Origin of the sequence: Klebsiella quasivariicola, from assembly GCF_002269255.1 — a bacterium.
GTDB lineage: Bacteria > Pseudomonadota > Gammaproteobacteria > Enterobacterales > Enterobacteriaceae > Klebsiella > Klebsiella quasivariicola.
Genome location: NZ_CP022823.1, coordinates 3,052,249 through 3,076,287 on the forward strand (window position 1 = coordinate 3,052,249; position 24,039 = coordinate 3,076,287).

The 24,039-nt window shown below is 61.0% G+C and carries 23 protein-coding genes; 6 read left to right on the forward strand and 17 right to left on the reverse strand.

The features are described from left to right. Nucleotides 1-10 precede the first annotated feature (10 nt). From pcaF to paaA, 10 genes are read right to left on the reverse strand one after another with little or no spacing between them, the layout of a single operon-like run. Complete coding sequence (pcaF, locus tag B8P98_RS15230; protein WP_095033173.1) at nucleotides 11-1,216, reverse strand: 3-oxoadipyl-CoA thiolase; 1,206 nt, start codon at nucleotides 1,214-1,216, stop codon at nucleotides 11-13. Beyond that, nucleotides 1,216-1,638, reverse strand: a complete 423-nt coding sequence (gene paaI, locus B8P98_RS15235; RefSeq protein ID WP_080897151.1) for a hydroxyphenylacetyl-CoA thioesterase PaaI — start codon at nucleotides 1,636-1,638, stop codon at nucleotides 1,216-1,218. The genes pcaF and paaI overlap by 1 nt, the downstream gene beginning before the upstream one ends. Beyond that, nucleotides 1,628-3,049 (reverse strand): 3-hydroxyacyl-CoA dehydrogenase, encoded by a 1,422-nt coding sequence (locus B8P98_RS15240; protein ID WP_095033174.1) that lies wholly within the window; start codon nucleotides 3,047-3,049, stop codon nucleotides 1,628-1,630. Before B8P98_RS15240 ends, paaI begins: the two co-directional genes overlap by 11 nt. A gap of 3 nt (nucleotides 3,050-3,052) precedes the next feature. Then, nucleotides 3,053-3,841, reverse strand: a complete 789-nt coding sequence (paaG, locus tag B8P98_RS15245; protein WP_095033175.1) for a 2-(1,2-epoxy-1,2-dihydrophenyl)acetyl-CoA isomerase PaaG — start codon at nucleotides 3,839-3,841, stop codon at nucleotides 3,053-3,055. 2 nt (nucleotides 3,842-3,843) lie between these two features. After that, on the reverse strand, nucleotides 3,844-4,611 hold the full coding sequence (gene paaF / locus B8P98_RS15250; protein ID WP_025713678.1) for a 2,3-dehydroadipyl-CoA hydratase PaaF: 768 nt from the start codon (nucleotides 4,609-4,611) through the stop codon (nucleotides 3,844-3,846). Beyond that, the gene (gene paaE, locus B8P98_RS15255; protein ID WP_095033176.1) at nucleotides 4,608-5,678 is read right to left on the reverse strand and encodes a 1,2-phenylacetyl-CoA epoxidase subunit PaaE; all 1,071 of its coding nucleotides are present in this window, start codon (nucleotides 5,676-5,678) and stop codon (nucleotides 4,608-4,610) included. Before paaE ends, paaF begins: the two co-directional genes overlap by 4 nt. Before the next feature lie 7 nt (nucleotides 5,679-5,685). After that, nucleotides 5,686-6,183: a 1,2-phenylacetyl-CoA epoxidase subunit PaaD gene (gene paaD / locus B8P98_RS15260; protein WP_095033177.1), complete on the reverse strand. Its 498-nt coding sequence runs from the start codon at nucleotides 6,181-6,183 to the stop codon at nucleotides 5,686-5,688. An 11-nt stretch (nucleotides 6,184-6,194) separates the two neighbouring features. Beyond that, entirely contained in the window at nucleotides 6,195-6,950 is a 756-nt protein-coding gene (gene paaC / locus B8P98_RS15265; RefSeq protein ID WP_025713675.1) for a 1,2-phenylacetyl-CoA epoxidase subunit PaaC, read from the reverse strand. A gap of 7 nt (nucleotides 6,951-6,957) precedes the next feature. Then, nucleotides 6,958-7,245 carry a 1,2-phenylacetyl-CoA epoxidase subunit PaaB gene (paaB, locus tag B8P98_RS15270; RefSeq protein ID WP_004224492.1) on the reverse strand — a complete coding sequence of 96 codons (288 nt, stop codon included), beginning with the start codon at nucleotides 7,243-7,245 and terminating at the stop codon, nucleotides 6,958-6,960. 11 nt (nucleotides 7,246-7,256) lie between these two features. Next, the gene (paaA, locus tag B8P98_RS15275) at nucleotides 7,257-8,186 is read right to left on the reverse strand and encodes a 1,2-phenylacetyl-CoA epoxidase subunit PaaA (RefSeq protein ID WP_025713674.1); all 930 of its coding nucleotides are present in this window, start codon (nucleotides 8,184-8,186) and stop codon (nucleotides 7,257-7,259) included. A gap of 286 nt (nucleotides 8,187-8,472) precedes the next feature. Here paaA and paaZ point away from each other — a divergent pair, with 286 nt between their 5' ends. After that, on the forward strand, nucleotides 8,473-10,518 hold the full coding sequence (gene paaZ / locus B8P98_RS15280; protein ID WP_025713673.1) for a phenylacetic acid degradation bifunctional protein PaaZ: 2,046 nt from the start codon (nucleotides 8,473-8,475) through the stop codon (nucleotides 10,516-10,518). 278 nt (nucleotides 10,519-10,796) lie between these two features. Beyond that, complete coding sequence (gene tynA, locus B8P98_RS15290; protein WP_095033178.1) at nucleotides 10,797-13,064, forward strand: primary-amine oxidase; 2,268 nt, start codon at nucleotides 10,797-10,799, stop codon at nucleotides 13,062-13,064. Nucleotides 13,065-13,066: 2 nt separating this feature from the next. Here tynA and B8P98_RS15295 read toward each other — a convergent pair whose 3' ends face one another. From B8P98_RS15295 to B8P98_RS15325, 7 genes are all read right to left on the reverse strand, one after another. Beyond that, nucleotides 13,067-14,050: a zinc-dependent alcohol dehydrogenase family protein gene (locus tag B8P98_RS15295; RefSeq protein ID WP_167382668.1), complete on the reverse strand. Its 984-nt coding sequence runs from the start codon at nucleotides 14,048-14,050 to the stop codon at nucleotides 13,067-13,069. A gap of 22 nt (nucleotides 14,051-14,072) precedes the next feature. Continuing rightward, complete coding sequence (locus B8P98_RS15300) at nucleotides 14,073-14,891, reverse strand: phytanoyl-CoA dioxygenase family protein (protein ID WP_095033180.1); 819 nt, start codon at nucleotides 14,889-14,891, stop codon at nucleotides 14,073-14,075. Between the two features lie 24 nt (nucleotides 14,892-14,915). Next, nucleotides 14,916-16,088, reverse strand: a complete 1,173-nt coding sequence (gene argE, locus B8P98_RS15305; protein ID WP_374189752.1) for an acetylornithine deacetylase — start codon at nucleotides 16,086-16,088, stop codon at nucleotides 14,916-14,918. Then, entirely contained in the window at nucleotides 16,066-16,740 is a 675-nt protein-coding gene (locus tag B8P98_RS15310; RefSeq protein WP_025713669.1) for a DUF1028 domain-containing protein, read from the reverse strand. Before B8P98_RS15310 ends, argE begins: the two co-directional genes overlap by 23 nt. Beyond that, nucleotides 16,737-17,171, reverse strand: a complete 435-nt coding sequence (locus tag B8P98_RS15315) for a RidA family protein (protein ID WP_023279978.1) — start codon at nucleotides 17,169-17,171, stop codon at nucleotides 16,737-16,739. Before B8P98_RS15315 ends, B8P98_RS15310 begins: the two co-directional genes overlap by 4 nt. 24 nt (nucleotides 17,172-17,195) lie before the next feature. Beyond that, the gene (locus tag B8P98_RS15320) at nucleotides 17,196-18,455 is read right to left on the reverse strand and encodes a flavin-containing monooxygenase (protein ID WP_025713668.1); all 1,260 of its coding nucleotides are present in this window, start codon (nucleotides 18,453-18,455) and stop codon (nucleotides 17,196-17,198) included. Between the two features lie 168 nt (nucleotides 18,456-18,623). Next, nucleotides 18,624-19,538 (reverse strand): LysR substrate-binding domain-containing protein, encoded by a 915-nt coding sequence (locus tag B8P98_RS15325; RefSeq protein ID WP_023279976.1) that lies wholly within the window; start codon nucleotides 19,536-19,538, stop codon nucleotides 18,624-18,626. A gap of 488 nt (nucleotides 19,539-20,026) precedes the next feature. On the opposite strand from B8P98_RS15325, the gene B8P98_RS15330 reads away from it, so the two are divergent. From B8P98_RS15330 to B8P98_RS15345, 4 genes are read left to right on the forward strand one after another with little or no spacing between them, the layout of a single operon-like run. Next, on the forward strand, nucleotides 20,027-21,547 hold the full coding sequence (locus tag B8P98_RS15330) for an amino acid ABC transporter permease/ATP-binding protein (RefSeq protein ID WP_023279975.1): 1,521 nt from the start codon (nucleotides 20,027-20,029) through the stop codon (nucleotides 21,545-21,547). A 26-nt stretch (nucleotides 21,548-21,573) separates the two neighbouring features. Further along, nucleotides 21,574-22,446 carry a phytanoyl-CoA dioxygenase family protein gene (locus B8P98_RS15335; protein ID WP_023279974.1) on the forward strand — a complete coding sequence of 291 codons (873 nt, stop codon included), beginning with the start codon at nucleotides 21,574-21,576 and terminating at the stop codon, nucleotides 22,444-22,446. 23 nt (nucleotides 22,447-22,469) lie between these two features. Further along, entirely contained in the window at nucleotides 22,470-23,300 is an 831-nt protein-coding gene (locus tag B8P98_RS15340; protein ID WP_023279973.1) for an ABC transporter substrate-binding protein, read from the forward strand. Between the two features lie 5 nt (nucleotides 23,301-23,305). Beyond that, nucleotides 23,306-24,037 (forward strand): class II aldolase and adducin N-terminal domain-containing protein, encoded by a 732-nt coding sequence (locus B8P98_RS15345; protein WP_025713901.1) that lies wholly within the window; start codon nucleotides 23,306-23,308, stop codon nucleotides 24,035-24,037. Nucleotides 24,038-24,039: the final 2 nt, after the last annotated feature.

Here is a 24,039-nt window from a genome sequence, read left to right on the forward strand (position 1 = left end):
GTAAATTAGCTCACACTCGCTCGAGGATCATGGCAATGCCCTGACCCACGCCAATACACATCGTACACAGCGCATAGCGCCCGCCCCGGCGTTGCAGCTCAAGGCTGGCGCTCAGCGCCAGTCGCGCGCCGCTCATGCCCAGCGGATGACCTAACGCGATGGCGCCGCCGTTGGGATTCACGTGCGCCGCATCATCCGGCACGCCGAGTTGTCTGAGCACCCCCAGCGCCTGCGCGGCGAAGGCCTCATTCAGCTCTATCAGATCCATATCGTTAATATTGAGTCCGGCGCGCTCCAGCACTTTACGCACCGCCGGTACCGGCCCCAGCCCCATCAGGCGCGGCTCAACACCCGCCGTCGCCATCGCCACGATACGCGCCCGCGGCGTGAGCCCCTGTACGCTGGCCTGCTGTTCACTGGCGATAATCAGCGCCGCTGCGCCATCATTAACGCCGGATGCATTCCCGGCCGTAATGACTCCGCCTTTCCGGAACGGCGCTTTTAATAGCGCGAGTTGCTCAAGCGTGGTTTCCGGGCGCGGATGCTCATCATCGCGTACCGCGCTGACCGCGCCTTTCTTGCCGATGATCTGCACCGGCACGATCTCCTGCGCCAGAATGCCATCGCGCTGGGCCTGCGCCGTGCGCTGCTGGCTGCGCCAGGCGAAAGCGTCCTGGTCGGCCCGGCTGATATTTAACAATTCAGCTACATTCTCGGCCGTTTCCGGCATGCTGTCAGTTCCGAATTGTTGCGCCATGAGCGGGTTCACAAAACGCCAGCCAATCGTGGTATCGAAGAGTTCCGCCTGACGCTGATAAGGTGCGCTGGCTTTTCCCATCACGAACGGCGCGCGCGACATCGATTCCACGCCGCCGGCAATCAGCAGATCGGCCTCGCCGGCTTTGATCGCCCTGGCGGCAAAACCGATCGCATCCAGACCCGAGCCACACAGGCGGTTAATCGTGGTGCCCGGCACGGTATGCGGATAACCGGCCAATAGCGTCGCCATATGCGCCACGTTGCGGTTATCTTCACCGGCCTGGTTAGCGCAGCCGAAAATCACATCATCAATCGCTGCCGGGTCGAGCCCGGGATTGCGGCTCAGCAGCTCACGCAGCGGGATCGCCGCCAGATCGTCGGCGCGGACGCCGGCCAGCGCGCCGCCGTAGCGGCCAATCGGCGTGCGGATCCCGTCACAAATAAAGGCGTCGCGCATTACACGTCTCCTGTGATTGTGCCGCCGATACGGTGCGATTTGCCGCGGAACAGGGCCACAATCTTTTGCTGTTGATTAACAATTTCGATGTCGTAGACGCCGGTCAGCTTGCCCTGCTGTTTGACTCTGGCGGTGGCGATCAGCCGGTCGCCGGCAAACGCCGGACGAAGAAAATCAATGCTTGCCGCCGAGGCCACCGCCGCCAGCCCCTGGCTGTTACAGGCGTAAGCGAAAGCGGTATCGGCGAGCGTAAATAGCTGACCGCCGTGACAGGTTTGATGGCCGTTAAGCATGTCCGCCGAGACGGTCATGCTCATCTGCGCAAAACCGTCGTCCATTTCGATAAGTTCAATCCCCATCTTTCTGGCGCAGGTATCTTTTTCGTACATCACGCGCGCGTTGCGCCACGGATCATTGCTCATGGTGCTTCTCCATCAGCGCCTTCTGGCGCAACAGGGAACAGGGGCGATAGCGCTCCTCGCCATAATGGTGTTGCAGGTTCTCCAGCAGGTGCAGCACCCGTCGCCAGCCGAGGCTTTCTCCCCACGCCAGCGGGCCGTGCGGATAGTTGACGCCAAGGCGCATCGCGGTATCGATATCCTGCGGGCTGGCGACCCCTTTTTGCAGCGCATCCAACGCTTCGTTGATTAACATCGCCACCGTGCGCCACACCAGCAGTCCGGGATAATCGGCGATACGTAGCACTTTCTTGCCCTGCTGTTGGAAGTAATGCACGGCCTTATCAGTGGCCGCAGGCGCGTTGGTTGCCGCTGCGGCCAGCACCACCGTATCGCTGGCGCACAGGTCATACACCACCACCGGGCGGTGGTGCTTCACACTCAGCGCCAGCGCCGTCTCGCCTGCGGTCTCCAGCAACAAGAGATCATCTAATTCAGTGACGTTGTCACTTACAACCGTAATGGATTGAGCGCCAGTAGAGACCGACGGCAGCGCCGCGTCCGGCTGCGTCTCCATAGGCCAGCGATAGACGCCGTGACCGCTCTTTTTACCCAGCCGCCCGGCCAGCGTCAGCTCTTGCTGGAGGAGCGATGGCAGGTAGCGGCGGTCCTGCCAGAAGGCGTTAAACACCGAACAGGTCACGGCGAAGTTGACGTCCTGGCCAATCAGGTCAGTCAACGCCAGCGGTCCCATCGGAAAACCGCCGCCGTCACGCAAAGCGGCATCGATAACCTCAGGGGCGGCAACCTGCTCTTCCAGCGCGCGCCAGGCCTCGGCGTAGAACGGACGCGCTACGCGGTTAACGATAAAACCGGGCGTTGAGCGGCAGTGCACCGGCTGTTTCCCCCAGCCGCTTACGCACTGGCACAGCTGCTCTACCACCTCCGCAGACGTCTCCAGGCCACTCACCACCTCGACCAGCTTCATCACCGGCGCCGGATTAAAAAAGTGCAGCCCGGCCACCCGCTCCGGGTTTTTGACCCCGGCGGCGATGGCGGTAATCGAAATAGACGAGGTATTACTGGTCAACAGCGTTGACGGCGCGCAGATCTCCGCCAGCTGCGCGAACAGCGCCTTTTTTACTTCCAGACGTTCAGAGGCGGCTTCGATCACTAAATCTGCATCGGCAAGCGCGGTTAAATCGTGGGCCGGATGCAGGCGCGCCAGCAGCGCGTCGGCCTGCTCAGGGGCCAGTTTGCCCCGCGCAACGCGCGACGCCAGACGCCCGGCGATACCCTCTATCGCCTGGCCTACGGCCTTAGGGTTAATATCAAAAATACGCACCGGATGTCCGGCTGCGGCGGCCACTTCAGCAATACCAGCGCCCATGGTGCCGCTGCCGATCACTGCCACCGTGGATAAGGATGTTGTCATGGCCTATTTCCCGCTGAACTGCGGTGGTCGTTTGGCCAGAAACGCGCTGACCCCTTCGCGGTAATCATCGCTGCGCCCGGCCAGACGCTGATAATCGCGCTCCAGGTCCAGCTGCGCGTCGAGACTGTTGGTTTCAGCAGCCAGCAGCGCCTTTTTAATCAGCCCAAGACCAAACGTCGGTTGCGCCGCCAGATGGCGCGCCAGCTGCAGACTGGTATCCGCCAGTTCTGAATCGTCCACCAGCTGCCAGATCATTCCCCACTGCGCGGCTTGTTCCGCGCTGAGGCTATCGCCCAGCAGCGCCAGCCCCATTGCGCGAGCGCGACCGGCCACCCGCGGCAGGAACCAGCTGCCGCCGCAGTCCGGCACCAGGCCGAGCTTACTGAACGCCATCACAAATTTGGCCGAACGCGCGGCCAGCACGATATCGCAGCCCAGCGCCAGGGTAGCGCCTGCGCCAGCGGCCACGCCGTTGACCGCGCAGATGACCGGCTTCGGCAGCGCCGCCAGACGGCGCACTAACGGGTTGTAAAAGCGTTCTACCGACAGGCCGAGATCCGGCGGCGGGCCGCTGGGGTCGACATTGCGGTCGTTCAAATCCTGGCCGGCGCAAAAGCCGCGACCGGCGCCGGTGATCAGGAGGCAACGTATGCCGTCATCGCGCTCGGCCAGCTTCAGACAGTCCGCCAGCTGTTGATGCATCAGGTCGTTAAAACTGTTGAGGCGGTCCGGGCGATTGAGGGTAATGGTCATGACGCCCTGTTCCACTGCGCTGAGAATGAAAGCTTCCACGATTAGCGTCCTTTAAATTCCGGTGTACGTTTTTGTAAGAAGGCGTCGATACCTTCGCGGCGGTCCTCGGTGGCGCTCAGCAGGCTAAACAGCTGGCGCTCCTGTTGCAGACCGGCCTGCAGGCTGACTTCCTGCGACAGGCGCAGCGACTGTTTTGCCGCCCGTAGCGCCAGCGGCGAATGGCGGGCGATGGTGGCAGCCAGTTTCAGGGCGTACTCATCGGTTAACGCCGCCGGATGGATATCGCTGACCAACCCGGCCTGCTGGGCCTGGCGGGCGTCAATACTTTCGCCGCTTAGCACCATCCGGCTGGCCAGCGCCTTACCTACGCTGCGGATCAGCCGCTGGGTGCCGCCAGCGCCCGGCATAATGCCGAGGGTAATTTCCGGCAGGCCAAAACGGGCGTTGTCGCCGGCGACAATCAGGTCGCACAGCAGGGCCAGCTCGCAGCCGGCGCCGAGCGCGTAGCCGTTGACCGAAGCGATGAGCGGTTTAGTAAAGGCATCGATTCGCCCCCACAACCGTGGGCGAATATCATCCAGGGTGGCAGGCAGATCTTTTTCAGCCATTTCGTTGAGGTCAGCCCCGGCGGCAAAGAACCGCGGATTGCCGCTGATAACGCAGACGCTGACGCTGCCATCGACTGCCGCCGCCTCCAGCGTCTCGGCAATCTGGGTTAAGAGGGCATTGTTCAGCGCGTTGCGGGCCTGCGGGCGGTTCAGCGTCAGCTGTAGCACCCGGCCATGACGGTGGATCAGCAGGTCACTCATGCCATCCCCCGCGCGTCAAAGTCGACCACCACATCGCCGCTGGTCGGCAACGACTGGCAGCTCAGCACGTAACCCGCCGCCAGCTCATCCGCTTCCAGGCTGTAATTGGCGGCCATCGCCACTTCGCCGCGCAGCACTTTACATTTACAGGTGGCACAAACCCCGCCCTTACAGGCAAATGGCAGATCGGCGCCCTGGCGCAACGCGGCATCCAGAATGCTGTCGTCTTCGGCGCTGAGGGCGATCAGCCGGTCGCGCCCGTCCTGGCGGATGGTTACCGTGCGCCCTTCCGCCTGCACACCGGCGGTGCGCTTCACATTGCCGCCAGGTGTATTGAAGCGTTCGAGATGAATCGATTTCTCCGCTACACCAAGTTCACGTAACGTTGCTTCCGCGTCGTCCATCATCGCCGCCGGCCCGCAGATAAAGGCGTCATCGAAACGGCTGAAATCCAGTAAATGCGCGGAGAGCTGGCGCAGTTTGTCGCCGTCAATGCGCCCCTGTAACAGATCGCTGTCCATCGATTCCTGGCTAAACAGGTGTATCACCTGCTGGCGCTGCGGATAGCGGTCTTTTAAATCGGCCAGCGCCTGGCGGAACATCATGCTATGGCTGCTGCGGTTGCCGTAGATCAGCGTGAAGCGGCTTTGCGGCTCGGTCGCCAGCGTCGCGCTAATGATCGCCATCATCGGCGTGATCCCGGAACCGGCGGCAATCGCCAGATATTCACCCTGTCGTTCAGCCTGCGGTTGATAACCGAAATGCCCCTGCGGCACCATCACGTCCAGCTCCATACCCTGCTGGATATCGTGCTGGGCGTAGCGCGAAAAGCGCCCGCCGTCGATAGCTTTGACCGCGACGCTAATTTCGCCGGGCGTGCGGCTGCGACAAATGGAATAACAGCGGCGCAGTTCTTCGCCGCCCAGACGGGCTTTTAGCGTCAGATGCTGGCCCGGACGAAAGCAGTACTCCGCCTGCAGGGCTTGCGGGATCGCAAAAGTGATGGTCACCGCATCGCGGGTTTCCGGCTCGACTCTCGCCACCTTAAGCGAATGGAACGTCGTCATGGCAACCTCAAATACATTTAAAGTAATCAAAAGGTTCGCGGCAGCTGTCGCAGCGATAGAGCGCTTTGCAGGCCGTGGAACCGAATTCGCTAATCAGCGAGGTATGGATGCTGCCGCAGCGCGGGCAGCTCACCTCGGTGGGCATGTCCGCATGGCAGGCGTGCCCCTGGGGCGGGCTGATGCCGTACTGGTGCAGGCGCTCGCGAGCATCCTGGCTCATCCAGTCGGTGGTCCACGGCGGATCCAGCTGCAGGACGATATGTACCGGCACAAAGCCATGCTCGCTCATGACCGTGCGGATCTCGCCCAGCAGATGCTCTGTCGCCGGACAGCCCGAATAGGTCGGGGTAAAGCCAATCACCCAGCCGTCGCCGTGGCGCGCGACGCTGCGCACCATCCCGAGGTCGGTGATGGTCAGTACCGGCACTTCCGGATCCGGGATCGCGCTTAATAATCCCCAGATGGTGCGAACCTCTGCGGGAGCGATGTCGGCAAGACGTTGCATAGTCACCTCATTTACCACTGCAGTCCGGGATGCGAACGCTGCAGATACTGCATCTCCGCCAGCAGCGGGCCGAGATGTTCACTGTGCAGCCCCTGTTTGCCGCCGCTGCGGAAAGCCGCTTCCTGCGGGATCGGTAAGCCAGAGTCGAGCAGCGCCGTGTGTACCGCGCTTTGCCATTCGGCCTGCAGCTCGCGCGGATCAACCGCAATGCCCTGCTCAACCAGGCTGAGCTCCACTTCATCAGCCAGGAACAGTTCGCCGGTGAAGCGCCACAGATTGTCGACCGCCTGCTGCATTTTGCGATTTGATTCCTCGGTGCCGTTACCGAGACGCTCCAGCCAGCCGCGGCTAAAGCGCTGGTGGTAACGCACCTCTTTCAGCCCTTTAGCGGCAATGGCCGCCAGCTGCGCGTCGCGGCTGTTCACCAGACGGCTGAACAGGGCGACGTGCCAGACGTCGATAAAGAACTGGCGGGCGATAGTGTCGGCAAAATTACCGTTGGGCTGCTCCACCAGCAGCAGGTTGCTGAACTGGCGTTCATCGCGGCCAAAGGCCAGCGTATCTTCGTCGCCGCAGCCGTTAAGTTCGGCGGCATAGCTTAAAAAGTTGCGCGCCTGGCCGAGCAGGTCGAGGCCGATGTTGGCCAGCGCAAGATCGATCTCCAGCTCGGGCGCATGGCCGCACCAGGCGCCTAAACGCTGGGCCAGAACCAGACCATTGTCGCCAAGACGCAGGGCGTAGGTGGCTACGGGGTTAGGGGTATTCATCGCCGCCTCACATATGTTCCATGCCGTCCGGCACGGTATAGAAAGTCGGATGACGGTAGACTTTGCTTTCCGCCGGGTCGAAGAATTCGCCGCGCTCTTCCGGCTGCGAAGCAACGATTTCGCTGGCCTTCACCACCCAAATCGAGCAGCCTTCGCTGCGGCGGGTATAGGCATCGCGGGCGTTCTCCAGCGCCATTTGATCGTCGGCGGCGTGCAGACTGCCAACGTGGCGATGGGATAATCCCTGTTTGCTACGAACGAACACTTCATATAACGGCCAGTAAACTTTGCTCATGTTCTCTCTCCTCATGCCGCGCTGCGGGCCTGCTGTTTTTGCGCATGGGCCAACGCGGCTTCGCGCACCCACTCGCCCTCTTCCCAGGCCTTACGCTTGGCGGCCAGCCGTTCGTGATTGCAAATCCCACGGCCGCTAATCACCTCGTTAAATTCCTGCCAGTCGATTTCGCCAAAGCGGTAGTGGCCGCTGGCTTCATCAAAGCGCAAATCCGGGTCCGGGACGGTCATACCGAGGATCTCTACCTGCGGCACGGTGTTATCGACGAAGCGCTGACGTAGCTCGTCGTTGGAGTGCAGTTTGATTTTCCACGCCATACTGCGGGCGCTGTTCGGCGAGTTGTCATCGTTGGGGCCAAACATCATCAGCGCCGGCCACCAGAAGCGGTTAATGGCATCCTGCAGCATCTGCCGCTGCGCGTCATTGCCCTGCGCCAGCGCCATGCAGGCTTCAAATCCCTGACGCTGGTGAAAGCTCTCTTCTTTGCAGATTTTGACCATCGCCCGGGCATAGGGGCCGTAAGAGGTCCGGCACAGCGCCACCTGGTTGACGATGGCCGCGCCATCGACCAGCCAGCCGATCACGCCGATATCCGCCCAGCTGAGGGTCGGGTAGTTAAAAATGGAGGAGTATTTCATCTGCCCATCGAGCATTTTCTGATACAGGTCTTCCCGCGCGCAGCCCAGCGTTTCCGCGGCGCTATAGAGATAAAGCCCATGCCCGGCCTCATCCTGTACCTTAGCCAGCAGGATCGCTTTGCGGCGCAGCGTCGGCGCGCGGGTGATCCAGTTGCCTTCCGGCAGCATGCCGACAATTTCCGAGTGCGCGTGCTGGCCTATCTGCCGAATCAAGGTCTTACGATAGGCATCCGGCATCCAGTCCTGCGGTTCGATGGCCGTTTCCTGCGCGATGCGCTGGTCAAAGCGTTGTTCTTCTGTCACGTCATCACCTTTATGATTCCGATATTCACAACAAAAACATTTATGTGAATCACTTTGTTTATTGAAGGTTACATATTGGTTAAATAAAACCACAAATTTTGTTTATTCTTTTTGTGATGATAACCGCAAAACCTTTTGTAAATGGCAGATAAAACAGCGATATAAGCACAACAGCCAATTAACCACCGATCACAATGTTAATAAAATATTAAATACGGGCTTGATTTTTATGATTCATAAAAGAACTATTTATAGATATCACACGTAACATATTTGGAGATTTGCGATGCAGCAGTTAGCCAGTTACTTATCCGGCGCCTGGCAGACCGGCCGGGGCCGCGCCCGTACTATCCATCACGCCATTACCGGCGCGGCGCTTTGGGAGGTGACCAGTGAAGGACTGGATATGGCGCAGGCGCGCCGCTTCGCGATTGAACGCGGTGGCAAAGCCCTGCAGGCGATGACCTTTATTGAACGTAGCGCGATGCTGAAAGCAGTGGCGAAACACCTGCTGGAGCAGAAAGCCGAGTTCTACGCTATCTCGGCGCAAACCGGCGCCACCCGCGCCGACAGTTGGGTGGATATTGAAGGCGGTATCGGTACTTTGTTCACGTATGCCGGGCTGGGTAGTCGCGAACTGCCGGACGATATCCTGTGGCCGGAGGACGAACTCATTCCGCTCTCCAAACAGGGCGGTTTTGCCGCACGTCACGTGCTGACCTCGAAGTCGGGCGTCGCCGTACATATCAACGCCTTCAACTTCCCGTGCTGGGGAATGCTGGAAAAACTGGCGCCCACATGGCTTGCCGGTATGCCGGCTATCATTAAACCGGCAACCGCTACCGCCCAGCTCACCCAGGCGATGGTAAAAGCGATTGTCGACAGCGGCCTGGTGCCGGAAGGCGCCATCAGCCTGATTTGCGGCGGCGCGGGCGATCTTCTCGACCATCTCGATAGCCAGGACGTGGTGACCTTTACCGGCTCTGCCGCCACCGGCCAGCAGCTACGGTCGCACCCTAACCTGGTGGCCAAATCCATTCCCTTTACCATGGAAGCAGATTCGCTCAACTGCTGCGTATTAGGCGAAGATGTCGCCCCGGAGCAACCGGAATTCGCGCTGTTTATTCGGGAAGTGGTCCGCGAGATGACGGCGAAAGCCGGGCAAAAATGTACCGCTATCCGCAGAATCATTGTGCCACTGGCGCAGATTAATGCGGTTAGCGATGCACTGATCTCCCGCCTGCATACAGTAACCGTCGGTGACCCTGCACAGGAGGGCGTTAAAATGGGGGCCCTGGTTAACAGCGAACAGCGTCAGGATGTGCAGGATAAGGTGAATAAACTGATTGCCGCCGGCTGCGAAGCCCTGCTTGGCGGACAGGCCGATCTTAATGCTGACGGCGCATTCTTCCCGCCGACCCTGTTGTACTGCTCACAGCCGGATGAAACGCCGGCAGTCCACGCCATTGAAGCTTTTGGCCCGGTGGCGACGCTGATGCCATATCGTGACCGCCAGCATGCGCTGACTCTGGCGCGCGCCGGCGGCGGCAGTCTGGCCGGGACGTTGGTTACCGCCAGCGGCGAGCTGGCGCGCGAGTTTATCCTTGGCGCCGCGCGCGCGCATGGTCGTATTCAGATCCTTAACGAGGCGTCCTCGGCAGAGTCGACCGGCCACGGCTCGCCGCTGCCGCAGCTGGTACACGGCGGCCCCGGCCGCGCTGGCGGCGGAGAAGAGCTTGGCGGGCTGCGCTCGGTGAAACACTATATGCAGCGTACCGCGGTCCAGGGCAGCCCAACGATGCTGGCGACCATCGGCCAGCAGTGGGTGCGTGGCGCGCAGGTTAGCGAAGACCGCATTCACCCGTTCCGTAAATACTTCGAAGAGATCCAGCCTGGCGATAGCTTATTAACCCCGCGCAGAACCCTGACCGAAGCGGATATCGTTAACTTCGCCTGCCTGAGCGGCGACCATTTCTATGCGCATATGGACAAAATCGCCGCCGCCGAGTCGATTTTCGGCGAGCGGGTGGTTCACGGCTATTTCCTGATCTCCGCAGCGGCCGGGCTGTTCGTCGATGCCGGGGTCGGGCCGGTTATCGCTAACTACGGCATGGAAAACCTGCGCTTTATTGAACCCGTCAAACCGGGAGACACCATTCAGGTTCGCCTGACCTGTAAGCGGAAAACCGTTAAGCGTCAGCGCAGCGCCGATGAGAAAGCCACCGGCGTGGTGGAATGGGCGGTGGAGATTTTCAACCAGCACCAGCAGGCGGTGGCGCTGTATTCCATTCTGACCCTGGTGGCGCGCCAGCAGGGAGATTTCCCGACGTGATGCACTGAAAATCGCCCGGCGGCGCTGCGCTTGCGCGGGCCTACAGACAGTCAGACCCGGTTGGGTAGGCCGGGTAAGGCGTCAGCCGCCACCCGGCAAAAAAATCGGCGCACGTTCTCAATGCCTCTGCGGAGGCATTTTTTACGTCCGTCTGGCAAAACTGACAAACAAGCTGGCAAAAGCAAACAAACGTTCCTGAGCAGCAGACTGCTAGGGTAAGCGTAACAAAGCCGACATTCGCAGCGGCAATAACAACACAACAATAAGATGAGGTCACAATGGCAAACGGCTTAATGTTTTCCCCTCGTAAAACCGCGCTGGCGCTGGCTGTCGCGGTGATTTGCGCCTGGCAATCACCGGTCTTCGCTCACGGTAGCGAAGCCCACATGGTGCCGCTGGATAAAACGCTGCAGGAATTCGGCGCCGATGTGCAGTGGGATGACTACGCGCAAATGTTTACCCTGATAAAAGACGGCGCTTACGTCAAAGTCAAGCCCGGCGCCAAAACGGCGATCGTCAACGGCAAATCCCTTGATCTACCGGTGCCGGTGGTAATGAAGGAAGGTAAAGCCTGGGTCTCCGATACCTTTATCAACGATGTGTTCCAGTCCGGTCTCGATCAGACCTTCCAGGTGGAAAAGCGCCCTCACCCGCTAAACTCGCTCTCGGCGGCGGAAATCGGTGAAGCGGTGACCATTGTTAAAGCTGCGCCGGAGTTCCAGCCGAATACCCGCTTTACGGAGATTTCCTTACACGAACCGGACAAGGCGGCGGTATGGGCCTTTGCCCTGCAGGGAACGCCCGTTGATGCCCCGCGCACCGCCGATGTGGTGATGCTCGATGGCAAACATGTCATTGAAGCCGTCGTCGATCTGCAAAACAAAAAAATTCTCTCATGGACGCCAGTTAAAGGCGCCCACGGGATGGTGCTGCTCGATGATTTTGTCAGCGTGCAGAACATTATCAATGCCAGCAGTGAATTCGCTGAGGTGCTGAAAAAGCACGGTATCACCGATCCTGGCAAAGTGGTTACCACCCCGCTCACCGTTGGCTACTTTGATGGCAAAGATGGCCTGCAGCAGGATGCGCGTCTGCTGAAGGTCGTCAGTTATCTGGATACCGGCGACGGCAACTACTGGGCGCACCCGATTGAAAACCTGGTGGCGGTGGTCGACCTTGAAGCGAAGAAAATTATCAAAATTGAAGAAGGCCCGGTGATCCCGGTGCCAATGGAACCGCGCCCTTATGATGGCCGAGACCGCAACGCCCCGGCGGTGAAACCGCTGGATATTACCGAACCGGAAGGCAAAAACTATACGATTACCGGCGATACCATCCACTGGCGGAACTGGGATTTCCATCTGCGCCTTAACTCGCGCGTCGGGCCCATTCTCTCGACGGTGACTTACAACGATAACGGCACAAAACGCCAGGTGATGTATGAAGGTTCCCTCGGCGGGATGATCGTTCCCTACGGCGACCCGGACGTCGGCTGGTATTTCAAAGCCTACCTCGACTCCGGCGATTACGGCATGGGCACCCTGACCTCGCCGATCGTGCGTGGCAAAGATGCGCCATCGAATGCGGTACTGCTGGATGAAACCATCGCCGATTACACCGGCAAACCGACCACGATTCCAGGCGCGGTCGCCATATTTGAACGCTATGCCGGGCCGGAATATAAGCATCTGGAAATGGGCAAACCTAACGTCAGCACCGAGCGCCGGGAACTGGTGGTGCGCTGGATCAGTACCGTCGGCAACTATGATTATATCTTTGACTGGGTGTTCCACGACAACGGCACCATCGGCATCGATGCCGGCGCCACCGGGATTGAAGCGGTAAAAGGCGTGCTGGCGAAGACCATGCATGACCCCAGCGCCAAAGAGGATACCCGCTACGGGACGCTGATCGACCATAATATTGTCGGCACCACTCACCAGCACATCTATAACTTCCGCCTCGACCTCGACGTGGACGGCGAAAACAACACCCTGGTGGCGATGGACCCGGAAGTGAAGCCCAACACCGCCGGCGGCCCGCGCACCAGTACCATGCAGGTGAATCAGTACACCATTGACAGCGAGCAGAAAGCGGCGCAGAAATTTGACCCTGGCACCATTCGCCTGCTGAGCAACACCAGCAAAGAGAACCGCATGGGCAACCCGGTCTCTTATCAGATTATCCCTTACGCCGGCGGTACGCACCCGGCGGCGACCGGCGCGAAGTTCGCCCCGGACGAGTGGATCTACCATCGCCTGAGCTTTATGGATAAACAGCTATGGGTGACGCGTTACCACCCGACAGAGCGTTATCCGGAAGGGAAATACCCTAACCGTTCCGCCCACGATACCGGCTTAGGCCAGTATGCTCAGGATGATGAGTCGCTGACCAACCACGACGACGTCGTGTGGATCACCACCGGCACCACCCACGTGGCGCGCGCCGAAGAGTGGCCGATCATGCCGACCGAGTGGGCGCACGCCCTGCTCAAGCCGTGGAACTTCTTTGACGAAACCCCAACGCTTGGCGAGAAGAAAAAGTAATCTTAACCCGCGGTAAAATCGAGCAGGATTTTACCGCCTCTGCCCGGCTGGCCGGCGGCGGCAATCGCCTCCCGCCAGTCGTTCAACGCGATTCGCCGGGCCGGCGGCTGCGTGGTCATCGGCAGGCGCTGCCAGATTTCGTCGAACGCCGCCCGCCACGCCGCCACGCTGAGTGTTGGCAACGCCTCCCGCAGATGAAACTTGCGCACCGTCGCGCAACCGCGCGTCTGGGTCAGCGGCCGCCCGGATAACAGCCCATAGGAGATCAGGGTCGACGATGCGGGCAACACCGACAGCAGCGTATTCGCCAGTTCGCCGCCCACCGCGTCAAACACCAGATCGCTGTGCTGGCTGACCTTCTCCATCAGCGCCCGGTCGGTATCGAGGATCGGATAGATCCCGGACTGTTCCAGGCGCGCCCGGTGCTGCGGCGAGCGAATAATCCCGCTCACCGAGCGGGCGCCCATCGCCAGCGCCCACTGCCCCAGCAGGCTGGCGCAGGAGGAGGATGCCGCGGTCAGCAAGAGGTGTTTTCCGGCAACCGGCCAGCGCCTGAGCATCAGCATCGCGGTCAGCGGATTGATATACCCACGGGCGGCCAGCAGATCGTCCACCGCGGGCGGCACCGGCACCAGCCAGGTCTCATCCAGATCGATAAACCGCTGCCAGGTGCCGCCTCCGCGCAGAGGCAGCACCCGCTGGCCGGCGGTCAGCCGGCTGCCGTATGGCGCGGCGACCACCTCGCCAAGGCCTTCATAGCCGGCGACGGCCGGCAGTCGGGTACGGTGGCGATAGGCGCCGGTCACGGGGATCAGATCCGAAGGATTCACCGGGGCATAGCGCATCCTGACCCGCACTCGTCCGCCCGCCAGCGGCGCCAGCGGCGTGCGTTGCAGGGTCAGCACCGCGGCCGGCGGCCCGTAGCGGTCATAAACAATAGCGTCGTTGAACATCGACAGGCTCCAGACAGCGAAAGGCGGGATCATAGCAGATCCCGCCGCCGCTGGCTCACGCCCGCGGCCAGACCTGGGGGAACAGCGGGGAATCCAGCGGGTCGCCGTCCCGCAGGGTCAGCTGGGGGAATGGTGGCGACGTCACGCCGCCGCGATCGGCAAAGGCGGCGTCATCCCCAACCCAGCGGGCGGAGAAGACCCGTCGCGCCCGCGCGCCGGGGTTGCCGCGGGCGCCATGGACGGTGCGGAAATGAAAGGCCACCGCATCCCCCGGCTCCAGCGCCCAGCTGACGATATCGTACTCGTCCTCATGGGCGTCAATATCCGGCAGGGTGCTGAACCGGGTGTGCTCGTAAAGCTTAGTGCCATTGAAACGGGTGGGACTGTACTCCTCCTCCCAGCGATGCGACCCGCGAATGCAGCGCAGCGAGGTGGCTTCCGCCACCGGGTCCAGCGGGATCCAGAAGCTGACGTTCTGCCGGCCCGAAACGCAATAGTAAGGCTGGTCATGATGCCAGGGCGTCACCGTGCTGCCCCCGGCCGGTTTGACCAGCGTATGTTCATGGAAAAATTTCGCCGTCTGCGACTGCATCAGCGCCGCGGCGATCTCGGCGGCGGCCGACTGGAAGACAAACTCGCTAAACGCCGGGATCCGCGACCAGTTGCAGTAGTCCTGAAAAAAAGGCGGCGAGCCATCTTTGGGGATCACCGTGCGCGCATGACCATACTCGCTGGGGCTGGCCATCAGCGCCGTGACCCCCTCGGCGAGGCGCTCGACCCAGGGGGTAAAGACGCCTTTTAATAACACCGCGCCATCCGCCTGCCAGCGGTCGATGGTCGCTTGATCGATGTGGGGAGAGTGTTGATTGTGCATCGCTTGGGTTCCTGTGTTGAGGGATCAGGTGAGCGGTTCCGCGGGTTCGGCACGCATCCACGCGCAAAGCTGGCGCAGCATCGTCATACAGCGCTCGGTCTGCGCGATGCTGATGTACTCATCGGCTTTATGGCCCTGGGCCATGCTGCCCGGCCCGCAGACCAGGGTCGCGACGCCCATCTCATCGAACAGCCCCCCTTCGGTGCCGAACGCCACGGTGGAGAAGCGATCGCTGCCGCACCACTGCGCCAGCCAGCGGGCGAAGTCGGACTGCGGATCGCTGAGCAGCGGTGGATAGTGGCTTAACAGCTGGAACTGGATGTCGCTCCCGCTGCCGACCCGGCGCATCTCAGGCAGCAGCTGGCGACGGGCGTAGGCCGCCAGCGCCTCGGTGACCGCTTCGGGACGCATCCCCGGCAGGTAGCGGATCTCAAAATCAAAGCGGCAGGACTGCGGAACAATGTTCAGCGCCGCCCCACCCTGAATGGTGCCCACCTGCAGCGTGCTGAAGGGCGGCGAAAAGCGGCTGTCCTGCTGCCGGGCCAGACGCGCGCCCAGCCGATCCAGATGGTTGATCAGCCTCGCCGCGTAGCGGATAGCGTTCACCCCCTGCGGGGCATAGGCCGAATGGCAGGCCTGCCCCTCGATGCAGCAGCGCATGGCCAGTTTGCCTTTATGTCCGAACACCGGCTGCATCTCCGTCGGCTCGCCGATGAGGCACAGCGCCGGTTTCTCCGGTGAGGCCTGCAGAAAATCCACCAGGCTGCGCACGCCGAGACAGCCGACCTCTTCGTCATAAGAGAAGGCCAGATGCAGTGGCATGCGCAGCGGCGCCGCCAGAAAGTCATCCACTGCCGCCAGCACGCAGGCGAGAAACCCCTTCATATCAGCGCTGCCGCGGCCATAGTAGCGGCCATCGCGCTCGGTCAGGCTGAACGGCGGCACGCTCCAGGCCTGGCCGTCCACCGGGACCACGTCGGTGTGGCCCGAGAGCATTACCCCACCGCCACCGGACGGCCCCAGCCGGGCGTAGAGATTGGCCTTGCCGCCCGACGGGTCATAAAAACGACGCGACGCCACGCCGCGGTCAGCGAGAAAATCGGCGATCCAGTCGATCATCGCCAGGTTCGAATGGCGGCTGGTGGTATCAAAGGCCAGCAGCGCGGCGAGGATGTTATTCATCGCCGGGGACGCCATAGGCGGGCGCCTCGCGCGGGTCGAGCGCCCGGGTAATATAGGCGTCCATTTGCGGCTCCCAGGCCAGCCACAGTTGCTCAAGGGCCGCCAGCGGATCCGTCTCCGCCCAGTCAATGCGCAGATCGACCACCGGCCACGGGTAATCGTCCACCACCTTCACCGCCGCCGAGTGGACCGGGCCGGCCTCGCCCCCGGCGGCAATCCCTGCGCGCAGCCCGGCCAGCAGCCGGCTGGCCAGTTCACCGGTGGCCGCCTCGAAGGCGGCCACCATCGCGGCGATCACCTCGTGACTGGCCAGCATGTTGCCCGCCGCCACGCAGTTATCCCCCGCCAGGGTGCCGCCGATCCCGAGAGTATGTTCCCCGCTGAACACCGCCACTTCACCGTTGACGTCAATCGCCGCGACCTGGCGATATTCGCGGAAGCGGTCCTCCGCCAGAGCCTGCTTCAGGGCCTGCCCAACGCTGGCCCCCGCCTCGAGCGCGCTGAGGATCTGCGGCCCCAGCGACGGTAACGTGATGTTCTGACTGGCGACCGCGCCAACGCCAGGCAATAGCCACGGACAACGCGATCCCACGGCCATGCTTGACGAACTAATGGCAATGCCCAGCTGACCTGATTCCGGGCAGCGGGCGCTAATAGAGAGAGTCATTCCGCCGCCTCCCCCTGCCAGTCGTCGGGGATCACCGCCGTGACGTCAATCTCCATCAGCCACTGTGGCTGCGCGAGGGCCGACACCACCACCCCGGTAGAGATGGGAAAGACGCCTTTTAACCATTTGCCCACCTCCTGATAGACCGGCTCGCGATAGCGGGGATCGATCAGATAAGTGGTGGTCTTGACGATATGCGAGAGGTCGCTGCCGGCCTCTTTCAGCAACTGCGCGACATTCTTCATCGCCTGCTCCGCCTGCGCCCGCGGGTCGCCAAGGCCAATCAGATTGCCGGCGAAATCGGTGCCAACCTGGCCGCGAACGTAGACGGTATTGCCGGCCCGCACCGCCTGGCACAGATCGTTGTTCAGCGCCTGGTTCGGGTAGGTCTCTTTGGTGTTAAACATGCGAATACGGGTATGAGTTGGCATCAAAGCACTCCTTACGGACAACGGTTAACAGGACGGCTGGTAACGCTGGTACTGGCGCTGAATAGCGATCTGGTCGGCAATATATTTGGCATCGTGCCAGACGCCCCAGATAAAGGTGGACCCGCGCCGCGAGAGCCAAGGCAGGCCGAGGAAATAGACGCCCGGCTCCGTCGATACGCCGCGGTGATGCTGTGGCCGCTGTGCGTCATCGAAGGCGTTGACCTTCAGCCAGCGATAGTCGGTGGTGTAGCCCGTCGCCCAGATGATGGTGCCGATCCCGGCCTCCGCCAGATTGAGACTGAGCAGCGGGTCGGTAACGCAGGCCGGATCGGGCAGAAATTCGCGGGCGGAGGGCTCTTCGGGCAGGTCCATACCGTTGCGGGCCACCCACGCGTCCGCGGCGTCGAGCAGCGCAAGGTAGGAGGCATCGCCGCGGCGGATATTCTCCGCCAGGTCGTGGTGAAACAGTGCTTTGTCACCGTCAAAGCCACGGGTCTGCCCCACTAACGTGACCCCCTGATGCGCCAGCTGGCGAAAATCGACGGTATGGCCGCCGCGCGCGCCGCTCACCGCGATAGTGACATGCTCTTTACCCGGCGCATTGGCCGCGGCATCCCACATTCCCAGCACCCCGAGCCACCAGCAAAAATCGCGCTGACGATAGCGACGCGGCGGGCGGTCGTGCGCTCCCACCGACAGCCACACCGCGCGTCCGGCTCGCTGTAGCTCATCGGCAATCTGCACGCCGGAGGAACCTGCGCCAATCACCAGCACACCGCCCTCCGGTAGCTGCTGCGGGTTAAAATAGTGCGCGGAGTGGAGCTGGTGAATAGCCGGACTCTGCGGGGCGATGGCCGGGATCGCTGGCCGCTGAAACGGCCCGGTGGCCGCCACGATGCGCTGCGCTTCAATCACCCCCTGCGAGGTGTCGACACGAAAGCCCGGCCGTCCGACGAGGCGTTCGGCGCTGAAGACCTCCACCCCGGTACGGATCGGCGCATTGAAGCTGCGGGCATAGGCGGCAAAATAGTCTGCCACCTGCTCTTTGCCGACAAAGCTGTCTGCCGGGCAGTCCGGGAACACCATGCCCGGGAACCGATCGTGCCAGGCCGGACCGTTGGCGACCAGCGAATCCCAGCGTCCGCTGCGCCAGGCCTGGGCAATACCCTGCTTTTCCAGCACCAGGTGGGGGATATCCAGCCGGGTCAGATGCTCGCTCATGGCGACGCCCGCCTGCCCCGCGCCCACCACCAGGGTATCGATCTCGGTAATCTGTTCAGTCATTTCGCTATCCTTCAAGCACAGTTGCCGACGACGTCGCCGGAATTGACGGCTTTCAGGTTATTTAACTGTGACGAATTGGTAAAATATTATAAAACGATCGACTGAATAGAATTTTGCGAGGCTGAGTGACGACAAAAAATAATGCCTGCCGCATCGACAGGCGTTATTTCAGGCGTGAGTTGGGGTTAATTCAATACTGCGACAATAATCCATAAACAGTTGCGTCGGCCGCGTGGGTTCATTATTTGCGAGATGCGCCATAATTAAGGTCGAGGCGGGCATCTCATCGGCAATATCCCGCTGCACCACCCTTTCGCCATCATAGGTCATATCGCAGCAGGGCCGGGTGACCAGCACCGAAAAACCCAGCCCCTGGCCCACCATACAGCGCACCATTTCAATGGAGGGGGAGCTGTAAGCCACTTCCGGGTGATAACCCTTTTCCTTAAAGATGGAGATAAAATAATTTTTACTCGGGACCGCATCGAGGAGGATCATCGGTTCGCGGCTCAGCTCCTGCAGCGTCACCTGCGCCTTTTGCGCCAGCGGATGCGCGGCGGGCAGCAGTGCGTAGGGTTTATGCGGGGCATTGAGCCGCTCTTTATTGATCGAATGACCAAGCTCCAGATCGTAAACCAGCGCCAGGTCGAAGCGGCCGCGGTGCAGGCCATGCATCAGCTCATGCTGTTCGCCGTCGTACAACTGCAGGGTGATGTCCGGGTAGCATTTTTTAAACCCGGCCACCAGCTTCGGCATATACAGCGGGGCCACCGATTCAAAGCAACCGATGGAGATCATGCCAGAAACCAGCTCTTTATCCGCTCGCGAATTCTGTTCGAACTCCCAGGACAGGCGCAGCAACTCTTTCGCTTTATCGTAGATCCGCCGGCCGCTGGAGGTGAGCGAAACGCCCTGCGCATGGTGGCGAATAAACAGCTGCTGGTCGAAGGTGCTCTCCAGATTCTTGATGGCAATCGAAATCGACGGCTGCGCAATGTGCAGCTGGCGGGAGGCCTCGGCGATACTCTCCGTCTCCACCACGGTGACGAAATATTTGAGCTGCTTCAGGGTAAATCGGTTCATAGCATCACCATTGATAAAATATGGTCCGGCGCACAGGCGGAATAGTTTTCCTCTACGTCGCAAGCAATCCGCGTGCCACCCGCGGAAAAGAGCGGCGCATTGCCCGCCAGGGGGCAACAATATTTTTTATCGCTCTGCGTCTGCATCGTTTATTTCCGCCGTTGCACCATCATGCATCACGCTGCACATTGGGCAGGCAGCGGTCGCCCCAGTTTCGCGCAAAATACCTTTCCCCCACAAAATAGAGTTATTGAATTACAGTCATTGTTTTTAAATTGTTTACGCAAAGTATCTTAACAATCACTTTAAATTCCATATCGTTAATATCGCTGTATAGTTTTTTTAAACTTAAAGGCCAAAAATTTACTAATTGCCTCTGAAAGCTTCCTGCCAGCATAGTGTATTCGCACGATGAATAACGGTGGCGCCCCATTACGGCACAGCCGAGCCACTTTCATTTTTGATAATTATGACGAGTGAAATAGCCCATGACGTTTAACTGGAACTACATGTTAAGCCTGCTCAGCGATGCCGATTTTTGGTGGGCCACCTGGACCGTCATTAAATTAAGTCTGCTGACCTGGGGCTGCAGTATTGTGCTCGGATTTATTCTGGCGCTGGCCAAACAGTCGCCGCGCGGCTGGTTATCCACCCCTGCCCGGCTGTATATTTGGTTATTTCGCAGTATGCCGCTGCTGGTCCTGCTGATTTTTGTCTACAACATGCCGCAGGCGCTGCCCTCCTTCGCCCCGGTGCTCAACGATCCCTTCTGGGCCGGCCTGCTGGCGATGGTCCTCAGCGAAGCGGCCTATATCGCCGAGATCCACCGCGGCGGGTTGCTCTCCATCCCTCGCGGGCAGAGCGAAGCCGCGCGGGCCCTGGGTTTACGCTACGCCGGGATCCAGTGGCGAGTGATCATCCCTCAGGCGCTGCGCGTCGCCCTGCCGGCGCTGGCCAATGAATATATCGCCATCGTGAAGCTCAGTTCGCTGGTGTCGGTGATCTCCCTGACCGAAATATTGATGGTCGGCCAGCAGCTCTACTCGCAGAACTTTCTGGTCATGGAGACCATGACGGCAGTGGCGCTGTATTACATCTTTATCGTCACGGTGTTCGATTTTCTGCTGAAACGGCTGGAGAACTACCTTGACGTGACCCAGCGCAACACCGCCCGTCCGGTGGATGCCGAGATGCAGCGGCTGGCCAGCGCCCGCCGCCCGGCGATGGCGCGCAGCGTTACCCCGAGTCATGAACCGGCGCTGCAGGCCTCTAAGCTGCATAAGGCCTACAACAACGTCGAAGTGCTGGGGGCGGTAAGCCTGCAGATCCAGCCCGGCGAGGTGGTCTCGGTCATCGGCCCGTCGGGCTCGGGGAAAACCACCCTCATTCGCCTGCTGAATGGTCTTGAGCAGATCGACAACGGTGAAATTCAGATCAACGGCCAACCCTTTATTCACCTCGACCGCCAGGGACAGCAGAAGCCGCGCTTTATGGAGAATGCCGAACATCGCCTGAACATCGGCATGGTGTTCCAGAGCTTCAACCTGTTCCCGCACCTGACGGTGTTCGGCAATCTGCTGCTGGCCCCGCGCTATCACCGCCTGGCAAGTGACGCGGAGCTGCGCCAGCACGCCTGCGAACTGCTGCACAAAGTGGGCATGCTGGAGCACGCCTGGAAGTATCCGCACCAGCTCTCCGGCGGTCAGCAGCAGCGGGTGGCGATCGCCCGCGCCCTGATGATGCGTCCGCAGATCATGCTGTTCGATGAGCCCACCTCGGCGCTGGATCCGGAAAAGGTGAATGAAGTGCTGCAGGTTATCGAATCCCTGGCCCACGAAGGCATCACCATGGTCATCGTCACCCACGAGATGAACTTCGCCTTCAAAGTATCCGACCGGATCGTGTTTATGGAGAAAGGCCGGGTGGTGTGCGATGACACGCCGCAGGCGATGCGCAGCGGGCAACACCCGCGCGTCGAGGCCTTTCTCAAAGATGTTTCTCTGGCTTAACTATCGGGACGTGAAGAGGAAAAATTATGATTGCGCAGTGGCAAATTGATCAGTTTCATCAGCAGGGTTTTCTGGTGGTCGAAGGGGTGCTTTCCGCGACGGAGATCGCCGCCCTGCAGAGCGATTTCGACGGCTGGGTGGAGGAGAGCCGCGGTCACGCGACGGTGTGGGGAGAAACCCTCGACGGGCGGCCGCGCTTCGATATCGAGCGCGACCATGCGCCTGACCATCCGTCGCTGCGCCGGGTCGCCTCCCCGACGGAGATCTCCGAGGCCTATCGCTACACCGCGCTGAATTCGCGGATGGCGACCATCGCCGCGCAGCTGATCGGCGGCAGCGGTACCCGTTTTCATCACAGCAAAATTAACTCCAAGCTGCCGCACACCGCCACCGAGGTGAAATGGCATCAGGATTTCCTCTTCACCCCGCACAGCAATGACGACATTATCACCGCCCTGCTGATGGTCAGCGAGGTGACGCCAGAGAATGGCCCGCTCAACGTGGTGCCGGGCAGCCATCAGGGGCCGCTGTGGTCCCACTGGCAGGAGGGACGCTTTACCGGCGCGGTGGATGACGACGTGGTGACCGCCCACTGCCAGCAGCCGCAGGCCTGTTTTGGCCCGGCGGGCTCCGTCTGCTTTATGCATACCCGCCTGCTGCACGCCTCCAGCCCCAACGAGACCGCCCTGCCGCGCACCCTGTTCATCAGCGTCTACGCTGCGGAGGATGCGCTACCCTACGGCGAAAACCCGCTGCCGAGCCGCCATGCCGGCCAGCTGGTCGCCGGAGAAGAGAGCGGCCTGGTGCGCAGCACCGGCAATCAGCTTCGTCTGCCGCAAAAGCCGCGCGGCGCTTCATTTTTCGTTCAGCAGGCCGGTGCCGATCGCGCCAGCATGTAATTTGCCCACCCTCCGGAGGTTTTATGACACGCTTTTTCGCACCACGCCCGCTGGCCCTGCTGCTCTGCGCAGCCGGCGCGCTGACATCTTTTAGCGCGCTGGCTTTTCAGCAAAACGGCAAAATCACCGCCGGTTCGGACATGACCTTTTTCCCCTACGAGTACATGGAGAACAATAAGCCGGCCGGGTTTGACATCGAGCTGCTCGATGGTCTGGCGAAGACTATGGGCCGTGAAGCAGTGAATATCGATACCCGTTTCCCCAACCTGATCCCCGGGCTGCAGGGCGGGCGCTTCGATATCACCAACTCGTCGATGTACATTACCGCCGAACGCCTGAAGGTGATCGATATGGTGCCGTACCTGAAAAGTGGGGAAGCGATCCTCGCCCGCAAAGGCGACAACTACCAGCCTAAGACCCCGGAAGCGTTCTGCGGCCATAAAATCGGCTCGATGGGCGCCACCTCCTGGCTGGCTCAACTGCAAAAGCTCTCCACCGACTACTGCGTGAAGAAGGGGCTGCAGCCGATTGCGCTGAGCGTTTATACCACCGACCCGCAGACCACCCAGGCGCTGCTGTCGCGCGCCGTCGATGCGCAGATCACCGACGCCGCCGTGGCGCGCGGGGTGGTGGAAAAGCTGGGTGACCGGGTGGTGATCTCCTCTGACACCCTGATCTACCCGGTGCTGAACGGCTTTGGCGTCAAAAAGGGCAACACTGAGGTGAAAACCGCCCTCGAAGAGGGGCTGAAAAAATACAGCGCGACGCCGGAATATGCCGCCCTGCTGAAGAAATATCACTTCCAGGCGCCGACGGCGGACGATCTGCAGACCCTGATGCCGAAAGCGGAGTAATGCCCATGCGCGATACCGATGAAGAGCAGATCCGCATCGACCTGGCGGCCACCTTTCGCATTATTGCCCATCTCGGCATGCATGAGGCGGTGGCCAACCATTTCAGCGCCGCGCTCTCCGCCGACGGGAAAACGTTTTTACTCAACCCGAAGTGGAAACACTTTTCGCGCATCCGCGCCAGCGATCTGCTGGTGCTGAACGCCGATGATGAAGGTTGCGCCGCGCGCCCTGACGTCGATGCCACCGCGTGGGCTATTCACGGGCAGATCCATCAGCGGCTACCGGACGTGCGGGTGGTGCTGCATCTGCACCCGGTGTACACCACCAGCCTCGCCTGCCTGGCGACGCCGCAGATCCTGCCCATCGACCAGAACACCGCCCGCTATTTTAACCGGGTCGCCGTCGATACGCTGTACGGCGGGATGGCGGACACCGCGGCAGAAGGCGCCAGGCTGGCGGGCCTGCTGGCGGATAAACGCCGTCTGCTGATGGGGAATCACGGGGTGCTGGTGACTGCCCCGACCATCGGCGAGGCGTTCGATGATATCTGGACCCTGGAGCGCGCCTGTCAGATCCTGATCACCGCCTGGTCCACCGGCCAGCCGCTGAAGGTGCTGTCAGACGCGGTGGCGGAAAAAACCGCCCAGGACTGGGAGAAGATTGCCGATTTCTCGCGGCAGCATTTTGCCGAAATGAAGCAGTTGATGATCGACCTCGATCCCTCCCTGGTGGACTAACC